Source organism: Kitasatospora sp. NPDC058243, from assembly GCF_042882025.1.
In the GTDB taxonomy this organism is placed as follows: Bacteria; Actinomycetota; Actinomycetes; order Streptomycetales; family Streptomycetaceae; genus Kitasatospora.
This window is the reverse complement of sequence record NZ_JBHVWW010000017.1, coordinates 1-18,816: the sequence shown is the minus strand read 5'-3', so window position 1 is coordinate 18,816 and position 18,816 is coordinate 1. Positions and strand designations below refer to the sequence as shown.

The following is an 18,816-nucleotide window of genomic DNA, read 5'->3' as shown; positions in this document are numbered from 1 at the left end:
ACCCTCCCCCCCCCCCCCCCCACAACCAAAAAGCCCACCGAAAACCCCCTCCTCCCCCCCCCCCCCAGCCCCCCCCCCCACCGCCGTTCGGTTCATCCGCTCAGCGGGTGGTGGTCAGGGCAACAGCCCGTTCTGCCCACCGCCACCGCCGGTCGAGGACGGTGTCGGCGGCTTGCCGCTCGGCTTGCTGCTCGTCGCCGGGGGGTCCGTCGGCGGCGCCGTGGGCGGGGGCGTGGTGCAGCCGAGGAGGCCGCAGCTGCTCGTCGGACCGGGGTTGGTCCTGGTGTGCGACGGTGTCTGGCTCGGCTGCGTGCCCGGGCAGTCCACGCCCGGGACACAGCCCGGGCCCTGGGTGGACACGGGCGGCTGCGGCTGGTTGTTGTTGGTCGGCGGCGGCTGGTTGTTGGCCGGCTGGGTCGCGGGCGGGGCCGACGGGGTCTCGCTCGTCGTCGGCGTGGGCGTCATGCTCGGCGAGACCGGGGCGCCGGAGGAGTCCACCTGGGTGCCGACCGGCTGCGGGGTCGGGAAGTCCATCTTCTTCTCGTTGGCCAGCGCGGCCTTCATGTACCGGGTGAAGACGTCGGTCGGGATGTCACCACCGTGGATGGACTCCTTGCCGCCGGTGCCGTTGAGCGACAGCCGCTCGTGCTTGCTCGGGTCCTCGCGCCACATCGCGACGCTGGTCACCAGCTGCGGGGTGTAGCCGACCCACCAGGCCGACTTGTTCTGGTCGGTGGTACCGGTCTTGCCGGCCACCGGGCGGCCCAGCTCCTTGGCCTTGAAACCGGTACCGTTCTTCACCACGTTCACCAGCACGTCGGTGACGTTGTCCGCGACGGCCGGCTCCAGGGCGACCTTGGCGTCCTTCTTGCCGAAGCCCGGGCGCTCGGTGCCGTTCACCTCGACCTTGGTGACCGAGTAGGGCTCGGCCTCCTTGCCGCTGGCCGCCAGGGTGCCGTAGGCGGTGGCCATCCGGATCGGGCTGATGGTGGAGGTGCCGAGGGCGAAGGTCGGGGTCTTCGGGTCGGCGAAGCTCTCCTTCCGGACGCCCATCTGCTCGGCGATGTTGGCCACGTTCTGGCCGCCGACGTCCTGGTTGAGCTGGACGAAGGGCACGTTGAACGAGTTCTGCATGGCCGACCGCAGCGAGACGTAGCCGCGCTTGCCGGAGTCCTCGTTCTTCTGCCGGTAGGGCTTGCCGTCGTCGCCGATCACCAGCGAGCCGTCCGGCTTGCGGATCTCGGACATGTCGTCGGACAGGTAGCGGCTGTCGGCGTTGATCCGCTTCGGCTTGCCCTTGTCGTCGGTGGCCGTCTGGACGCCGATCTGCATGGCGGTCGCCAGCACGAAGGGCTTGAAGGTCGAGCCGACCTGGACGCCGATGGCGTCGGCGTTGTTGTCGAAGTGGCCGTTCTCCACGCCGTCGCCGCCGTAGAGGGCGACGATCGCGCCGTCGCCGGGGCGGATGCTGGCGGAGCCGAACTGGATGAAGGTGTCGTTGTTGGGGCGCTTCTGGGCGTTGAGGTTCTCGCCCTTGACGTCGTCGACGGCCTTCTTCAGGGCGTCGACCTTGTCCTTCTCGAAGGTGGTGTAGACCTTCAGGCCGCCCTTGTCGATCATCTGCTGGGTGATCGTCTTGTCGGTGGCCATCAGGTACTTGTTGGCGGTGTCGACCAGGTAGCTGACCTCACCGTTCATGTTGGAGCTGGGCTTCTGCGGGATCGGGTCGGGGAAGGTGGTGCACTTCGCCCGCTCCTCCGGGGTGATGGCCTTGGTCTTCACCATGTTCTCGAGGATCCAGGCCCACCGCCCCTGGGCCCGCTCCTTGTTGGCCGGGTTGCTGGGGTCGTAGTACGACGCGCCCTTCAACAGGCCGGCCAGCATGGCGCTCTGACAGAGGTCGAGGTCCTTGGCGTCGACCCCGTAGTAGGCCTGTGCGGCGGCCTGGGCGCCGTTCGAACCGCGACCGAACCAGCTGGTGTTCAGGTACCCCTTGAGGATGTCCGGTTTCTGCATCTTCTGATTGATCTTCAGCGTGATGAAGAACTCCTTCAGCTTGCGGCTGAGGGTCTGCTCCTGACTGAGGTACGCGTTCTTCACGTACTGCTGGGTGATCGTCGAGGCGCCCTGGGTCTCGCCGCCCTTGGCCATGTTGTAGACGGCGCGGAGCATGCCCTTGGGGTCGATGCCGCTGTCCTCGCGGAAGGTCTGGTTCTCCGCCGCGATCACGGCGTTCTGCAGGTTGGGGCTGATGTCGGAGAGCTCGACGATCTGACGGTTGGTCTCGCCCTTGCGGGTCATCTCCGAGCCGTCGGCCCAGTAGTAGATCGTGTTCTGGTCCTTCATCAGATCTTTGAGCTTCGGGATCTCGGTGGTCTGGTAGAGGTAGAAGACCCCGCCCACGCAGGTGGCGAAGACGATCAGGAAGGCGCTCAGCCACTGCCGCCAGGACGGCAGCCAGCGCCGGACGCCGGTCTTGCCGAAGCGCGGGTAGTCGATGAACCGCTTCTTGCCGGGGCCTGCGGCGGCGGCCACCGAGGCGGAGGCCGCGGCGGCACCGCGCCGGCCGCCCTTGCCGCCCTTCTGGGCGGCCTTGCGCATCTCGGCGCGGCCCATCCGGGGCTGCTGAGCGGTCTCCCGTTCGCCCGGGGGGCGCCGGCGGCCGGCGCCGTCCGAGCTCACCTCGTCCCGGCCTGGTCCGCCCTGACGGCCACCACCACCCGGGGGCTGCTGCCCGTCACCGCCCGGGCTGGGCGTCCTTCGCCGTCGTTCACTCATGTTGCAGCCACTCCTCGCCAGGCGGTTCCAGCCTGAAGGCAGGGTTCACGTCCGATGCCCGCCAACCGCCCTAACCCCGGAGGTGGTCCTCGTGCACACGCGACAGCGTACGCAGCCGGGAATCCCAACTAATCGGGCATCAGTCCCCAATGACCGCAAAACGGCAGCAGATCATTACACGCCCGTTGCCAACCACTCCTGCGCGTCGGCTTGTGATCACCTTCACGCGCGCCCCCCTTGCCCGTTCCGAGGGCCCGGTTTACTGTTCTCGATATATCGAGCCGATACATCGACGCGGCATACCGCCCGATGCAGCGGCCGGACAACGGCCGAGAGGCAAGGAGGACGACGGCAATGGGCAGGCGCTCAGGAGTGCTGGAGTTCGCCGTTCTCGGTCTGCTCCACGACGCCCCGATGCACGGCTACGAGCTGCGCAAGCGGCTCAACGTCCTGCTCGGAACGTTGCGGGCGTTCTCGTACGGAACGCTCTACCCGTGCCTGAAGAGCCTGGTCGCCCAGGGCTTCCTGGTCGAGGACAACCCGGACGTCGAGTACGTCCCGGCCACCGCGCTCAACGGCAAGCGGTCCAAGACCGTCTACCGGCTCTCCCCCGAAGGCAAGCAGCGCTTCGAGGAGCTGCTCGCCGACTCCGGGCCCGACGCCTGGGAGGACGAGCACTTCGGCGTCCACTTCGCGTTCTTCGGCCAGACCGACCGGGCCGTGCGGATGCGCGTCCTGGAGGGGCGTCGCAGCCGGCTGGAGGAGCGACTGGAGAAGATGCGCAACTCGCTGGCCCGCGCCCGCGAGCGGTTCGACGACTACACCGTCGAACTGCAGCGGCACGGACTGGAGTCGGTGGAGCGCGAGGTCCGGTGGCTCAACGAGCTGATCGAGACCGAGCGGGCCAACCGCACCGGCCGGACCGGGCCCGCCACCGGCGGCAACACCACCGCCGTACCCCACAAGACTTCGGACGGCCGTGGCCAGGAGGAAGGGTCCCAGGACCCGCCCGGGCCACCGTACGACCGCCCGGGGCGCTCCGCCCAGGAGCGCTGACACCGCGTCAGCCCTGTGCCGCGCGGCAGGAGTGGGCGCCTCGCGCCCGTACAAGCAGTCATCGAAGAAGCAGGACGAGTGCCGTCGACCCCGGCGGCCCTCATGAGATCACAGGGAGCAACCGGAATGGGTTCGGTTCGCGTAGCCATCGTGGGCGTGGGCAACTGCGCCGCGTCGCTGGTGCAGGGTGTCGAGTACTACAAGGACGCCGACCCGGCCGGCAAGGTCCCCGGGCTGATGCACGTCCAGTTCGGTGAGTACCACGTCCGCGACGTGGAGTTCGTCGCCGCGTTCGACGTCGACGCCAAGAAGGTCGGCTTCGACCTGGCCGACGCCATCGGCAGCAGCGAGAACAACACCATCAAGATCTGCGACGTGCCGCCGACCGGCGTCACCGTCCAGCGCGGCCACACCCTCGACGGCCTGGGCAAGTACTACCGGGAGACCATCGAGGAGTCCGACGAGACCCCGGTCGACGTCGTCCAGATCCTCAAGGACCAGCAGGTCGACGTCCTGGTCTGCTACCTGCCCGTCGGTTCCGAGGCCGCCGCCAAGTTCTACGCCCAGTGCGCCATCGACGCCAAGGTCGCCTTCGTGAACGCCCTGCCGGTGTTCATCGCGGGCACCAAGGAGTGGGCGGACAAGTTCACCGAGGCCGGCGTGCCGATCGTCGGTGACGACATCAAGTCCCAGGTCGGCGCCACCATCACGCACCGCGTGATGGCCAAGCTGTTCGAGGACCGCGGTGTCATCCTCGAGCGCACCATGCAGCTGAACGTCGGCGGCAACATGGACTTCAAGAACATGCTCGAGCGCGAGCGCCTGGAGTCCAAGAAGATCTCCAAGACCCAGGCCGTCACCTCGCAGATCCGCGACCGCGAGATGGGCGCCAACAACGTCCACATCGGCCCGTCGGACTACGTGGCCTGGCTGGACGACCGCAAGTGGGCGTACGTCCGCCTGGAGGGTCGCGCGTTCGGCAACGTCCCGCTGAACCTGGAGTACAAGCTCGAGGTCTGGGACTCCCCGAACTCCGCCGGTGTCATCATCGACGCCGTGCGCGCCGCGAAGATCGCCAAGGACCGCGGCATCGGCGGCCCGATCCTGTCGGCGTCCTCGTACTTCATGAAGTCCCCGCCGGTGCAGTACTTCGACGACGAGGCCAAGGAGAACGTCGAGAAGTTCATCCGCGGCGAGGTCGAGCGCTGAGGTAGAGCGCCGGAGCCGGCGGCGGGTGACCGCCGCCGGCCGCGCCGGAGGGCCCACGATCATCGGATCGTGGGCCCTTCACCGTTTCTCGGCGAATGTTTCACGTGAAACAGCGGCCGGTTCCATGGCACTCTGGGCGGGTGGCGATCACCGAGAACGGCAGCACCCACCAGTCCGCACACCGTGCCACGCTTCTCGGTCTGCTCCGCGGCCGGGACTTCCGGCGGCTGCTGACCGCCCGGGTGCTCTCCCAACTCTCGGACGGCGTCTTCCAGGTCTCGCTCGCCGCCTACGTCGTGTTCTCCCCGGAGAAGCAGTCCTCCCCCGCCGACATCGCCTCGGTGCTGGCCGTGATGCTGCTGCCGTTCTCGGTGATCGGGCCGTTCGCCGGGGTGCTGCTGGACCGCTGGCGCCGCCGCCAGGTGCTCTACTACGGCAACCTGGCCCGCTTCGGGCTCGGCCTGGGCACCGGCGCCCTGCTCCTGGCGGAGGCGCCGACCTGGCTGTTCTTCGCCTCGGCGCTGCTGGTCACCGCGCTCAACCGGTTCATCCTGGCCGGCCTGTCCGCCGCCCTGCCCCGGGTGGTCGAGCAGGACCAGCTGGTCACCGCCAACGCGCTCTCCCCCACGCTGGGCACGGTCGCCGCCGCCTCCGGCGGAGGGGTCGGCTTCCTGCTGCACCAGGTGATGACCCCCGGACCGAAGGCCGACGCCGCGCTGGTCACGGTGGCCGCGCTGCTCTACCTGTCGGCCGCACTGGCCGCCCGCCGGATGGACCGCGACCTGCTCGGCCCGGAGAAGCACGGCGACCGCCCGGCGCTCGGCCAGGCGCTGGTCCGGGCCGCCGTCGAACTCGGCGCCGCCGTGCGCCACTTGGTGCGGGACTGCCGGCCCGCCGTGCACGCGCTGGCCGCCGTCACCGCGGCCCGGTTCTGCTACGGCGTGCTGATCGTGGTCGTGGTGATGCTCGCCCGGTACACCTTCAACGACCCGTCCGACAGCGCGGCCGGCCTGGTCACGCTCGGCCAGGCGGTCGGCCTGTCCGCCGCCGGGTTCTTCGTCGCCGCGCTGGTCAGCCCCTGGTGCACCCGGCGGCTCGGCCTGGCCGGCTGGATGACGGTCTGCCTGGCGGCCCCGGTGGTCTTCGTCCCGGCGCTCGGCCTGAGCTTCACCCTGCTGCCCTGCCTGCTCGCGGCGCTGCTGCTCGGGGTGGTCACCCAGGGCACCAAGATCTGCGCCGACACCGTGGTCCAGGAGTCGGTCGAGGACGAGTACCGCGGCCGGGTCTTCGCGATCTACGACGTGCTGTTCAACGTCGCCTTCGTGACCGCCGCCCTGGTCACGGCGCTGGTGCTGCCGCTCTCCGGCCGCTCGGTCGTGGTGGTCGTCGGGGTCGCCGCGGTGTACGGGCTCTCGGCGCTCCTCTACCTGCGCTCCGCCCGGCGGTACGGGCCGCTCCCCGGCGACCGGGTCTCCTGAAGGCCCTCGGCCCCTCGGAACGGTGGCGTCCGACCGAGTCGCTAAGGTACGTCAGACCTGTCGCAGCGACAGCACTCGGCCTCGGGGGACGAACTGATGAGCACACCGCCCGGCCCGTACGGGCCACCTCCGCCGTACGGGCCGCCCCCGCAGCCGGCCCCGCCGTACGGGCAGGTGCCGTACATCCCGTCGCAGCCCCAGCCCGCACCGCCCGGCTTCGGACCGCCCCAACCCGGGCCGCCCGGCTTCGGACCGCCCCCGGCCTACGGCCAGCAGCCGCCCGGCTACGGCGCCCAGCCGCCGTACGGCCAGCAGCCGCCCGCCGGCCCGTACGGCTACCCGCCGCCCGCCTCCGCCGCCGAGACGCCCCCCGCGAAGCGCGGCGTCAAGGCGAAGCTGCGGATCGTCGGCCTGGTCGGCGGCTGCCTCGCGCTGGCCGTCGGCTACTTCGTCAGCGGCCCGAGCGTCAGCAGCGCCAAGCCCGGCGACTGCGTCCGGGTGAGCGGCACCCGCGATGTCGAGATCGTCAAGTGCACTGATGCCAAAGCGAATTACCGGGTCCTGTCGACGTTCGGCGACACCACCGACGTGAACCGCTGCCGGCAGACGCCGCAGACCACCAGCGCCGTCTCGGGCAAGAGCGGACGCCGCTGGAACAAGAAGCGGTACGTGCTCTGCCTCGGCCCGATGACCCCGGCCGGCGCCCCGCTGCCGGGGAAGGCCTGACCTCTCCACCACCACCGCATCCCCGGGGGACCTCTTGTCCGTTCCGCCGCCCCAGCTGCCGTACGGCGCCCCGCCGCCCGACGACGGCAACCCGTACGCCACCGGCAACCCCTACGGCCGGCCGACCCCGCCCCCGCCGCCGGGCCCGCCGCCCGGCTACGGCTACCCGGCCGCCCCGCCGCCGCCCGACCAGCCGTACGGCTACCCTCCCCAGCCCGCGCCCGGCTACGGGTACGGGTACCCGCCACCGGCGCCGCAGGACGGGCCCGCCTGCCGCTTCTGCGGCGGCTTCCCGGCCGTGGACGCCACCGTCCGCGGCCACCAAGGCCTGGTCCTGGCCTACCGGATGCTGCGGATGCCGGGCCCGTTCTGCCGCACCTGCGGGACGGCCACGGTGCGCGACCTGTCCGCCCGCACCCTGGTCCAGGGCTGGTGGAGCCCGGCGTCGGTGCTGCTGGCGCCGATCACCCTGCTGCTGAACCTCGCCGCCAACGGCAAGGTCAAGCGGCTGCCGCCGCCCGTCCCGGGCAGCCACGGCCCCCAGCTCGACCCCGGCGTCCCGCTGGGCCGGCGGCCGCACGCGCTGATGCTGCTGCTGCCGCTCTCGGTGGTCGTCACGCTGGTCCTGGCCGCCACCGGGGTGCTCGGCCCGAAGAAGGACGACCCGGTCGCGCCGATCGCGATACCGACGGTGACGGTGCCCCCGGTGACCACCTTCTCGCCGCCGCCGACCTACACTCCGCGGCCGTTCCCCTCGCCGACGTTCAGCATGCCGCCGGTGCCCACCATCACGCTGCCGCCGCCGACCGCCCCCAGCACCGCTGCCGACAGCATCGACCGGGCCAACCCCGGCGACTGCCTGCGCAACGAGAACGGCACCGGCGCGACCCACGACGCCAACCCGAAGATCACCATGCTGCCCTGCGGCGACTCCCGCGCCCAGTACAAGGTGGTCTTCAAGTACCTGGCCACCTCCGACGAGAAGGTCTGCGAGAAGCAGCCGAAGTCGGACAGCACCTACACCCGCACCTACTCCAACCTGCCGGCCCTCAACTACGTGCTCTGCCTGCAGAGCCTCCACGGCTGACCCGGCACGCCCGAGGGGTGGTCCCGGCGTCGGCCGGGGCCACCCCTCGCAGCACCTCTCAGCCCTGCTGCTCGGCCCACCAGGCCCGCAGCGCGGCCACCGCCGCGTCGTGCTCCAGCGGGCCGTGCTCCAGCCGGAGTTCGAGCATGTGCTTGTACGCCTTGCCGACCTGCGGGCCGGGCTTGAGCCCGAGCAGCTCCATGATCTGGTTGCCGTCCAGCGCCGGGCGGACGGCGTCCAGCTCCTCCTGGGCCTTCAGCTCGGTGATCCGCTGCTCCAGGCCGTCGTAGGTGCGCGACAGCGCCGCCGCCTTCTTGCGGTTGCGGGTGGTGCAGTCGGAGCGGGTGAGCTTGTGCAGGCGCTCCAGCAGCGGTCCGGCGTCGGTGACGTAGCGGCGCACCGCGGAGTCCGTCCACTCGCCGCCGCCGTAGCCGTGGAAGCGCAGGTGCAGCTCGACCAGCTGCGAGACGTCCTCGGTGAGCTCCTTGGAGTACTTGAGCTCGCGCATCCGCTTGCGGGTCATCTTGGCGCCGACCACCTCGTGGTGGTGGAAGGAGACCCGGCCGTCCGACTCGAAGCGGCGGGTGCGCGGCTTGCCGATGTCGTGCAGCAGCGCGGCCAGCCGCAGGGTGAGGTCCGGGCCGTCCTGCTCCAGGTCGACGGCCTGTTCCAGGACGGTCAGCGAGTGCTCGTAGACGTCCTTGTGCCGGTGGTGCTCGTCGCGCTCCAGCCGCAGTGCGGGCAGTTCGGGCAGCACGTGGTCGGCCAGGCCGGTGTCGACCAGCAGCCGCAGGCCCTTCACCGGGTGCTTGGCCAGCAGCAGCTTGTTCAGCTCGGCCTGGACGCGCTCGGCGGACACGATGGTGATCCGCTCGGCCATCGCGGTCATCGCGGCGACGACCTCGGGGGCCGGCTCGAAGTCGAGCTGGGCGGCGAAGCGGGCGGCGCGCATCATCCGCAGCGGGTCGTCGGAGAAGGACTCCTCGGGGGTCGCGGGGGTGCGCAGCACCCGGGCCTCCAGGTCGTCCAGGCCGTGGTGCGGGTCGACGAAGCCGCGGCCGGGCAGGTCGACGGCCATCGCGTTGACGGTGAAGTCCCGGCGGACCAGGTCCTGCTCGATGGTGTCGCCGTAGGTGACCTCGGGCTTGCGGGAGGTCCGGTCGTACGCCTCGGAGCGGTAGGTGGTGATCTCGATCAGGAAGGAGCCCTCGGGGGTGTCCTTGCGGGCGCCGACCGTGCCGAAGGCGATGCCGACGTCCCAGACCGCGTCCGCCCAGCCCTTGACCAGCCTGAGCACCTGCTGCGGGCGGGCGTCGGTGGTGAAGTCCAGGTCGTTGCCGAGCCGGCCGAGCAGGGCGTCCCGCACCGAGCCGCCGACCAGGGCCAGCCGGTGGCCGGCCGCCTCGAACCGACGGGCGATCTCGTCGGCCACCGGCGACACCCGCAGCAGCTCTTGCAGCCCCAGGGTCTGGGCCTCGCTCAGGCCTGGGACGGCCTGGACGGCGGTGCTGGAACGGTCGAGGTGCGCGGTGGACTCATTGGCAGTGGACACGGCTCACAAGAGTACGTGGCCCGACAGGTCAACCGCCCGCGCGTTTTGGGCGTCTCACCCCAAGGCCCGCAACACTGCACCGCGGGCTGCATCGTTACCATGCCGGTGGACGAGTCTCGGGCACCGGACAGGGGATGCGGTGTCGCGTGCCGCCGTGGCCGGCGGAGCTCCCGCGGCACCAGCGCGGCGAACTGCGTCGAGCGAAGAACGTCAAGCGAACAGCATCAGCAGCGAGCGATCGAGAACGGCGAGGGCGGAACGAGTGAGTGAGCCGGCACGGCACTCGGGCCTGGGGGCGGAACGACGGCCCGGAAGGACCGAACGCCCCGTCGAAGGGCACGGTACGGGGCGGCGCGCGGGGCGGGCGGCCCGCCGCCTCGCCGCCGTCTGCGGGGCCGCCCTGGCCCTGTTCTCAGCGGTCGCCCCGGCCGCGGCGCTACCCGCCGGGGGCGGCGTCCGGCCGACCGCCGACAACGGCGTCTCGGCCGAGTACCCGGTGGAGATGACCATCGAGACGGTGGCACCGCAGGTGGCCAGCCCGAACGGCATCGTGAAGATCACCGGGCACGTCACCAACACCGGCAAGGCCGCGGTCAAGAACGCCCACGCGGCCGTCCGCAAGCCGCTGTCCAGCAAGCCGCTGCAGCGGCGCAGCGACCTGTCCCTGGTGACCACCCGCAGCGGCCCGACCAACTCCGACGGCGTGGAGCTGGACAGCCCGCAGTACGCCCTGCCGGAGCTGGGTCCGGGCCAGAACCAGCCCTACACCCTGAGCGTCTCGGTGAGCGACCTCGGGCTGTCCGACAGCGGCGTCTACGAGCTCGCGGTGGACGCCTGGGGCTCGACCGCCGACAACCAGCGCGACCGGCCGCTGGGCATCGCCCGGACCTTCCTGCCGTACAACCCGGGCGGCGCCGAGGCACAGCCCAGCAAGGTCACCACGCTCTGGCCGCTGGTGCACGCGCCGGTGCTGGCCGCGCAGACCTACTCCGACAACGACCAGCCCGTCCCCGTCCTGCGCGACGACAGCCTGACCGCCGAGTTCTCCCCGGGCGGCCGGCTGTACGAGCTGGTGGACACCGGGGCCAAGATGACCGGGCTGACCTGGGTGGTCGACCCGGACCTGCTGGACACCGCGTTCGCGATGACCAGGCCGTACCGGGTGCAGAAGCCGGGCCAGGACGTCGGCAAGCCGGCCAAGGACGACAACACCGTCCCCGGCACCGGCCAGGCCGCCGCCACGGCCTGGCTGGACAAGCTGCGGGCCGCCGTCGCCAAGCCGGGCGGCCAGGTGGTGTCGCTGCCCTACGCCGACCCGGACCTCGCCTCGATCGCGCACAACGGCGCCGACCTGACCGGGATGGGCACCGCCCTGGGCAAGGCGGCCACCGCCGGCCGGCTCACCGTCGAGGGCCGGCTGTCCGTCGACACCCGCTCGGACGTGGCCTGGCCGTACCAGGGCTACCTCGACCAGCAGATCGCCGGCGTCGCCCAGCAGGCCGGCAGCGGCCTGGTCCTGGTCAACGGCGCGAGCATGCCGGAGCCGGACGCGATGAACTACACCCCGACCGCGGTGCGCCCGATCGGCAGCGGGCAGAACGCTGTGGTCGCCGACGAGACCGTCTCCTCACTGTTCCAGACCGACCTCGCCTCCCCGCAGGCGCAGACCAAGGCGAACCAGCGCTTCCTCGCCGAGACCTACACGATCACCCACGAGCAGCCGCAGAACCAGCGCGGCCTGCTGGTGATGCCGCCGCGCGACCTGACCGCGAGCACCGCCAAGGTGCTGGCGGACGCCCTGCAGACGGCCTCCGACAACAAGTGGCTCGCCCCGGTCAAGCTGGACACCCTCGCCCAGGCCTCGCCCGACCAGAAGGCCAACACCGCCGTCCCGGCGGCCGCCGACTACCCGGCCCAGGTCCGGGCCTCGGAGCTGTCCGCGGCCGAGCTGAGCAGCACCGACGAGATCCAGCAGAACCTGGACACGCTGATGCGGGTGCTCACCCTGCCGCAGCGGGTGCGCGGCCCGTTCAGCGCCGCGATGGTCCGCTCGCTGTCCACCGCGTGGCGCACCGACGCGGCGGCCGGCAGCACCTACCGCGCGGACGTCGCCAAGTACCTGGACGAACTGACCGGAGCCGTCCGGGTGACGAAGAAGAACGTCGTCACCCTCGCCGGCGACACCGGCCTGGTGCCGGTCAGCGTCCGCAACGACCTCACCCAGACCGTCACCAACCTCAAGCTGGTGCTCACCTCGACCCAGCCGAACCGGCTGCGGGTGGGCAAGGAGGAGGAACTGGTCATCCCCGCCGCTCAGAGCGCCACCCTCCGGTTCCAGGCCGAGGCGCGCAACAACGGCCCGGTCACCATGACCGCCCAGCTCTGGACCACCGGCCCCAACCCGCAGAAGTACGGCACACCGCAGCAGTTCACAGTGGAGGTCACCTCGGTGACCAACGGCGTGCTGTACGTCTTCGCGGCCGCCGCCGGCCTGCTGCTGCTGGCCGCGCTGCGCTTCGTGCGGCAGCGCAAGCGGCGGGCCGGGCAGCCGCACGCCGACGGCGACCAGCCGGTCGACGGCCCGGCGGCGGACGGCGCACCGGCCCCGGCGGCGGACGAGGCCCGGGACGGGGCGCAGGACGCGGGCGGGGACGCGAGCGGGGAGAAGCCCGACGGCGAGGCCGGGGGCGGTGCCGGCGAACCCTCCGGGAACGGCCCCGGCGGCGGCCCCGAAGACGGCTCCGGCGGCGGATCCGCCGAGGCCGGCCCCGCGCAGACACCGCGCGGCAGCAACGCGGATGGCCGGGATCGGACCGCCAGTGATGAGAAGGTTGGTCCTTGATACCGCCGACCCCCCGCAACGCCGGGCCGGCCTCCCCCACGACAGCGAAGAGGTGACATGACCGGGCGCAGCGAGGAGCGGCCGCCGGGCCGCGGTGAGAACCGGCCGGGCGCCGAGTCGCCGTCCGGCGACTGGTACGTGGCCGACACCTACGCCCAGGACCCGTACGCGGCCGACGCGTACGGGAACCCGCAGGCCGGCCAGGACCCGTACGGTCTGCGGGCCGACCGGCCCGCGGCACCTCAGCCGCCGGCCACCGCGTACGACGTGCCGCCGCAGCTGCCGCCGCAGGGCGGCGGCTACCCGACGCCGGTGCAGCCGGCGCAGTACTCGGCGCCGACGCCGTTCGCGGCCCCGGTGCCGCCCGTGCAGCCCGGCTGGGACACCCCGGTGCAGGCCGCCTGGCAGGAGGCCCCGGCCCCGGCCGGCGGCGGCCAGTGGGGCGGCCAGGAGCAGCCCCGGCCGCAGTGGGAGCCGGGCCCGGCGCACTCGACCTGGGACAGCGAGACCACCGAGTACGTCGGGGTGGACGCGCTGTTCGGCGGCCACCAGGCGCAGGCGGCGGCCCAGCCGCCGGTGCCCCCGCCCGCCCCGGTGCACCCGATGGCACCGCCGGTCGCGCCCCCGCCCCCCGTTGCCGGGCCGCCGCACGCCCCCGCGCCGTACCCGCCGGTGGGCGGCTACCCGGGGCAGCAGCAGTACGCCGGCCCGGACGGGCACCGCCCCTTCGTCCCCCCGATCGAGTTCGACCCGCCGCTCTCCGAGGACGAGGCCACCATGCAGGTGGCCGCCGTGGCGGTGCCGCCGGCGGTGGAGCCGCTGGCGGACCTCGTCGCCGAGGAGCGCGCCGCACAGCCGGCGCCCGCGGCCGAGCCCGCCCCGGCGGCCGGCGGCGGCGGCAAGGTCGCGAGCCTGCTGAACTCCAGCGCGATCATGGCGGCCGGCACGCTGGTCTCCCGCGGCACCGGCTTCGTCCGGACCATGGTGATCACCGCCGCCATCGGCGTCGCCGCCATGGGCGACTCGTACAACGCCGCCTACACCCTGCCGACTCTGCTCTACATCCTGATCGGCGGCGGCGCGCTGAACGCCGTCTTCGTGCCGCAGCTGGTGCGCAGCATGAAGAACGACGAGGACGGCGGCACCGCGTACGCCAACCGGCTGCTCACCCTGGTGATGGTCGGGCTCGGCGGCGTGGTGTTCCTCGCGGTGCTCGGGGCACCGCTGCTGGTGCAGCTGATCTCGCACTCGATGATGGAGAACGCGGACCGCGCCGAGACCACGGTCGCGCTGGCCCGGTACTGCCTGCCGACCATCTTCTTCATGGGCGTCCACGTGGTGATGGGGCAGATCCTCAACGCCCGCGGCCGGTTCGGCGCGATGATGTGGACCCCGGTCCTCAACAACATCGTGGTGATCTTCACCTTCGGCGCCTACATCTGGGTGTACGGCGGCTACAGCGGCACGCACGTGACGCCCGAGGGCATCTCGCCCGAGGGCGTCCGGCTGCTCGGCCTCGGCACCCTGCTCGGCCTGGTCGTCCAGTCGCTGGCGATGATCCCGTACCTGCGGTCGGCCGGCTTCCGCTACCGGCCGCGCTTCGACTGGCGCGGCCACGGCCTGGGCAAGGCCGCCCGGCTGGCCAAGTGGACCTTCTTCTTCGTGCTCGCCAACCAGGCCGGCTTCCTGGTCATCACCCAGCTGGCCACCGCCGCCGGCAGCGCCGCCGAGAAGGGCGGCCACGAGGGCGTCGGCCTCGCGGCGTTCTCCAACGCCCTGCTGATCTGGCAGCTCCCGCAGGCCGTGATCACCGTCTCGATCATGAGCGCGGTGCTCCCCCGGCTCTCCCGGGCGGCGGCCGACGAGGACGCCGGCGCCGTCCGCGACGACCTGTCGTACGGGCTGCGCACCACCGCGGTGGCGGTCGTCCCGGGCGCCTTCCTGTTCCTGTCGCTCGGCCCGGCGATCGCCCGCTCGATCTACGGGATCGGCGGCGGTGACCGGGCCCTGGACAACGCCTCCAACGTCGGCCTGATGCTCTCGGCCTTCGCGCTCGGGCTGATCCCGTACTCGGCCCAGTACGTGATGCTGCGCGGCTTCTACGCCTACGAGGACACCCGGACGCCGTTCTCCAACACCGTCTGGGTCGCGGTCTGCCAGGCCGGGTTCTCGGTGGTCTGCTGGTTCACGCTGCCCGCCCAGTGGGCCGTGATCGGGATGTCCTTCGGCTATGGTCTGGCCTACGCCGTCGGGGTGACGGTCGCACTGCCGAAGTTGAAGAAGAAGATCGGCGGGCTGGACAGCAAGCGGATCGGCAAGACCTACAGCCGGCTGGCCACCGCCGGTGTGCCGTCCGCGCTGGTCGGCCTCGGCGTCAGCCTGGCGGTCCAGCAGGTGCTGGACGGCTGGCTGGGCAGCGTGCTGTCCCTCGTCGCGGGCGGCGGCCTCCAGCTGGCCGTGTTCGTGCTCATCGCGAAGCGCCTGCGGATCGAGGAGCTCAACGCCATGCTCGGCATGGTGCGCGGCCGGCTGGGCCGCTGATCCACCACACCGACCGACCGGACGAGCGGACGCCCTGACCGGGTGTCGACGGGAGCCACCGGCTCCTCCGCCCGTCCGGCCGGGTGCCGGGCCGCCGCCCGCGCCCGGCTCCGCCCGGGCCGCGAGATGGCGGCCCGGTGTCGGATCTGCACCACATCTCTCCACCAGCACGCAACCGAGCGCGCCCCTCAGCGGTCGTACTCGGTGGAGAAGAGTGGGCACAATTGTCCTGGAGCACGTGGCCGCCAACCCGCGGGCTCCAGCGACTCTCTCAAGCCGGGGCGACACAAGGGGAGGCAGGACCACGGTGGCTGATGGCACCAAGGCGGTCGTCGACACGTCAGCAGCTGACGCGGCGGCGGACGAGGCCGCACTGGCCGCGGCGATCGACGAGCTCACGGCGGGGAAGGCAGCCCCGGCGGGCGCCGTCGCCGACGCCTCCTCCCAGGACGCCTCCGAGGACCGGGGCGCCGCCCCGGACACCCCGGTGGCCGCCGACCCGGACCCGGACACCGACGCCGCCGACCCCTCCGAGCCCTCCGACCTCTCCGACCTCTCCGACGTCGGCCAGGACGCCCCCCGCGGCGAGGAGACCTCGGAGATCACCGCTCCGCTCTCGGTCCACGAGATCGCCGCCGAGCTGGCCGCCGGCACCGTCCGGCGCAAGCCCGCCGCCCCGGAGCCCGCAGCCGCCAAGCGCCGCCCCACCGACCCGCAGCCCACCGTCGACCCGCGCGACACCGCCACCCTGCCCCGCACCCTCCCCGCCCCGCTGCGGCACAGCGGCGACATGATCGGCCACCGGTACCGGCTGGAGGAGTGCATCTCCCAGACCGAGACCTTCAGCAGCTGGCGCGCGGTCGACGAGAAGCTGCGCCGGGCCGTCGGCGTCCACCTGATGGCCTCCGGCCACCAGCGCGCCCGCAAGGTGCTCGCCGCCGCCAAGTCCGCCGCCCTGCTCGGCGACCCGCGCTTCGTCCAGGTCCTGGACGCCGTCCAGGAGGGCGAGCTGGTCTACGTCGTGCGGGAGTGGCTGCCGCACGCCTCCGACCTCGCCAAGCTGCTCGCCGACGGCCCGATGGAGCCGCACGAGGCGTACCAGATGGTCCGCCAGGTGACCGACGCGGTCGCCGCCGCCCACCGGCGCGGCCAGGCCCACCTGCGGCTCACCCCGCGCTGCGTGCTGCGCACCGACAGCGGCCAGTACCGGATCAACGGCATCGCGGTGGACGCCGCCCTGCGCGGGCTGCCCGACGAGGACGGCACCGACGGCTCCGAGCGCACCGACACCCGCGCGATCGGCGCCCTGCTGTTCGCCGCGCTCACCCACCGCTGGCCCTACCCGGAGGACCGCTACGACCTCCAGGGCCTGCCCAAGGGCCTCCAGAACGCCGCGCCGGACCAGGTCCGCGCGGGCGTCCACAAGGGCCTGTCCGAGCTGGCCGCGCGGGCCCTGTTCGACCACCCGCCGCACCACGCCGAGCCGATCACCACCCCGGAGGAGCTGACCCGGGCGATCGCGCAGATGCCCCGGATCCGCCAGCCCGAACCGGAGCTGCCCCCCTTCCCGGCCCCGCCCCGGCACAACACCCACGCGCTGCCGACCGCGCCCAACCCGACCCGGGTGGCCGACCCGGCGGTCGCCCCGCTGCCCGCCTCGTCCCGGCCGACCGCGAGCCGGCGCACCCGGCGACGGCTGCGCCGGGTGGTCAAGGCGACGGCCTGGACGGTCGCCCTGGGCGCCATCGGCGTCGCCTCCTGGCAGTTCGTGGACACCCTGCGCAACACCGGCCCGACCACCTCCCCGCAGGCCTCGGCCACCAGCGACGCACCGACCCCGCAGGCCAGCACCCACAACCCGACGCCGATCGCGCCCAAGGCCGCCCTCTCGTACAACCCGAAGGGCGATTCGGCGGAATCCGCCTGGGCCCTCCCCAAGGCCATCGACGGCGACCCCAACACGAGCTGGCCGACCTTCGGCTACGACGACCAGTTCGTCCCGGGCGGCTACAAGGAAGGCACCGGCCTGCTGATCGATCTCGGCTCGCCGCACGGCGTCAACTCGGTGAGCGTCCAGTTCGTCGGCACCACCACGGCCGAGCTGCGGATCCCGAACGGTCAGGCGGCGGACAACCCGCAGAAGGCGCCGCTGGCCTCCTTCACGGCCGTGGGGAAGAAGAGCGGCACCACCGTCGACTTCGCTCTCAGCACCCCGACGAACACGCGCTACCTCTTGATCTGGCTGACCAGCCTGCCGAAGGATACGGACGGCAGGTTCCGCGGGCAGGTCGCCGAGGTGAAGGTCTCCGGCTGACCGGCGGTCCGGTCTCCAGGACGACGGCGAGGGGGGCGAGGGGTGACGGTGGCGGAGGACGACGCGGCGCTGCTCGCCCGGCACGTTGCCGGCGACCCGGACGCCTTCGGCCTCCTGGTGAACCGCCACCGCGACCGGCTCTGGGCGGTCGCCCTGCGCACCCTGGGCGACCGCGAGGAGGCCGCCGACGCCCTCCAGGACGCCCTGGTCTCCGCCTTCCGCGCCGCCCCCGGCTTCCAGGGCCGCTCGGCGGTCACCACCTGGCTGCACCGGATCGTGGTCAACGCCTGTCTGGACCGCGCCCGGCGCAGCGCCACCCGCCGCACCACCCCGCTCGACGAGGACCCGCGGCGCCTGGACACCCTGGTCGGCGCCGCGGAACCGGCCGACTCCCCGGTGGTCCGGGCCGAGGTGCAGCGCGAGCTGGCCGCCGCGCTCGCCGAACTGCCCGCCGAGCAGCGGGCCGCACTCGTCCTGGTCGACATGCAGGGCTACCCCGTCGCCGAGGCCGCCGAGCTGCTGGGCGTCCCGGTGGGCACGGTGAAGAGCCGCTGCGCCCGGGGCCGGGCCCGGCTGCTCCCGCTGGTTCGCCATCTGCGCGAGAGCGGCGGTGGCGGACCGGATGTTTCACGTGAAACACCGAACGCCCCCGGCGCGGCCGCGCCACCTCGGCGGAACGCGCCGGGGAACCCGACGGGCACCCGCACCGTCACAGGGACAGGCCCGAACACCGGTCGGACGGTTCTGGAAGGAGACGCGAGCACGCGATGACGGCCCACCTCTCCTCCTCCGGCCCCACCGGCCCCGCCGAGGCCCACCCCTCCGTCGACGAGCTCGCCGACCTCGCCGAGGGGCTGGTCGAGTCCGCCGACGCCGCCCGGACGCTGCGCCGACACCTGGACGACTGCGCCGAGTGCCGCGAGACCGCCGACGCGCTCGGCGAGGTCCAGGCACTGCTCGGCGCCGTCGAGGCCCCGCCGATGCCCGCCGACGTCGCCGCCCGGCTGGACGCCGCCCTCGCCGCGGCCGCCGCCTCCGCAGCGGAGGAGGAGGAGGGGGAGGCCGAGAACGCCCCCCTCGCGGCCTCCCGGGCCGCCACCCCCACCCTGGCCCCCCGGGCCGCCGCGGCGCCCGCCGCACCCCCTTCCCGGCCCGCCGCGCCCACCGGCCCGGGCCGCCCCTGTCTCTTACACACCTCTTACACCGCCAACGAACACGAGAGTGTCGCCCTCA

The 18,816-nt window shown here is 72.6% G+C and carries 11 protein-coding genes and 1 pseudogene; 10 read left to right on the top strand and 2 right to left on the bottom strand.

What is annotated here, in order from left to right:
- Positions 1 to 114 precede the first annotated feature (114 nt).
- A complete protein-coding gene (locus tag ACFVX9_RS14175; RefSeq protein ID WP_380379722.1) occupies positions 115 to 2,778 on the bottom strand; it encodes a transglycosylase domain-containing protein in 2,664 nt (887 codons plus the stop codon).
- A gap of 354 nt (positions 2,779 to 3,132) precedes the next feature.
- On the opposite strand from ACFVX9_RS14175, the gene ACFVX9_RS14170 reads away from it, so the two are divergent.
- The 5 genes from ACFVX9_RS14170 (at position 3,133) to ACFVX9_RS14150 (ending at position 8,334) form a co-directional block, all read left to right on the top strand.
- Positions 3,133 to 3,834 (top strand): PadR family transcriptional regulator, encoded by a 702-nt coding sequence (locus tag ACFVX9_RS14170; protein WP_063348480.1) that lies wholly within the window; start codon positions 3,133 to 3,135, stop codon positions 3,832 to 3,834.
- 126 nt (positions 3,835 to 3,960) lie between these two features.
- The gene (locus ACFVX9_RS14165; RefSeq protein WP_063348479.1) at positions 3,961 to 5,043 is read left to right on the top strand and encodes an inositol-3-phosphate synthase; all 1,083 of its coding nucleotides are present in this window, start codon (positions 3,961 to 3,963) and stop codon (positions 5,041 to 5,043) included.
- A gap of 140 nt (positions 5,044 to 5,183) precedes the next feature.
- Complete coding sequence (locus tag ACFVX9_RS14160) at positions 5,184 to 6,521, top strand: MFS transporter (protein ID WP_387981821.1); 1,338 nt, start codon at positions 5,184 to 5,186, stop codon at positions 6,519 to 6,521.
- 96 nt (positions 6,522 to 6,617) lie between these two features.
- Positions 6,618 to 7,247, top strand: a complete 630-nt coding sequence (locus tag ACFVX9_RS14155; protein WP_387981819.1) for a hypothetical protein — start codon at positions 6,618 to 6,620, stop codon at positions 7,245 to 7,247.
- Positions 7,248 to 7,281: 34 nt separating this feature from the next.
- Positions 7,282 to 8,334, top strand: coding sequence for a hypothetical protein (locus tag ACFVX9_RS14150; protein WP_063348477.1), 1,053 nt, complete (start codon positions 7,282 to 7,284; stop codon positions 8,332 to 8,334).
- Positions 8,335 to 8,392: 58 nt separating this feature from the next.
- On the opposite strand, the gene ACFVX9_RS14145 is transcribed toward ACFVX9_RS14150, so the two are convergent.
- Positions 8,393 to 9,793 (bottom strand): CCA tRNA nucleotidyltransferase, encoded by a 1,401-nt coding sequence (locus tag ACFVX9_RS14145; RefSeq protein WP_380345967.1) that lies wholly within the window; start codon positions 9,791 to 9,793, stop codon positions 8,393 to 8,395.
- A gap of 355 nt (positions 9,794 to 10,148) precedes the next feature.
- On the opposite strand from ACFVX9_RS14145, the gene ACFVX9_RS14140 reads away from it, so the two are divergent.
- The 5 genes and pseudogenes from ACFVX9_RS14140 to ACFVX9_RS14120 form a co-directional block, all read left to right on the top strand.
- The gene (locus ACFVX9_RS14140; RefSeq protein ID WP_387981818.1) at positions 10,149 to 12,728 is read left to right on the top strand and encodes a DUF6049 family protein; all 2,580 of its coding nucleotides are present in this window, start codon (positions 10,149 to 10,151) and stop codon (positions 12,726 to 12,728) included.
- Positions 12,729 to 12,785: 57 nt separating this feature from the next.
- Positions 12,786 to 15,269, top strand: coding sequence for a murein biosynthesis integral membrane protein MurJ (gene murJ, locus ACFVX9_RS14135; RefSeq protein ID WP_387981817.1), 2,484 nt, complete (start codon positions 12,786 to 12,788; stop codon positions 15,267 to 15,269).
- Positions 15,270 to 15,576: 307 nt separating this feature from the next.
- Positions 15,577 to 17,583 carry a protein kinase family protein gene (locus ACFVX9_RS14130; protein ID WP_387981815.1) on the top strand — a complete coding sequence of 669 codons (2,007 nt, stop codon included), beginning with the start codon at positions 15,577 to 15,579 and terminating at the stop codon, positions 17,581 to 17,583.
- Positions 17,584 to 17,625: 42 nt separating this feature from the next.
- Complete coding sequence (sigM, locus tag ACFVX9_RS14125) at positions 17,626 to 18,354, top strand: RNA polymerase sigma factor SigM (protein WP_380379737.1); 729 nt, start codon at positions 17,626 to 17,628, stop codon at positions 18,352 to 18,354.
- A pseudogene (locus ACFVX9_RS14120) lies at positions 18,351 to 18,816 on the top strand (hypothetical protein); the annotation flags it as partial. The gene sigM and the pseudogene ACFVX9_RS14120, both read left to right, overlap by 4 nt.

What these genes read in the sequence shown, in the direction of transcription:
- murJ (WP_387981817.1), top strand. Translation starts at nt 12,786, where the DNA reads ATGACCGGGCGCAGCGAGGAGCGGCCGCCGGGCCGCGGTGAGAACCGG.
- ACFVX9_RS14155 (WP_387981819.1), top strand. Translation starts at nt 6,618, where the DNA reads ATGAGCACACCGCCCGGCCCGTACGGGCCACCTCCGCCGTACGGGCCG.
- ACFVX9_RS14170 (WP_063348480.1), top strand. Translation starts at nt 3,133, where the DNA reads ATGGGCAGGCGCTCAGGAGTGCTGGAGTTCGCCGTTCTCGGTCTGCTC.
- ACFVX9_RS14175 (WP_380379722.1), bottom strand. Translation starts at nt 2,778, where the DNA reads ATGAGTGAACGACGGCGAAGGACGCCCAGCCCGGGCGGTGACGGGCAG.
- ACFVX9_RS14165 (WP_063348479.1), top strand. Translation starts at nt 3,961, where the DNA reads ATGGGTTCGGTTCGCGTAGCCATCGTGGGCGTGGGCAACTGCGCCGCG.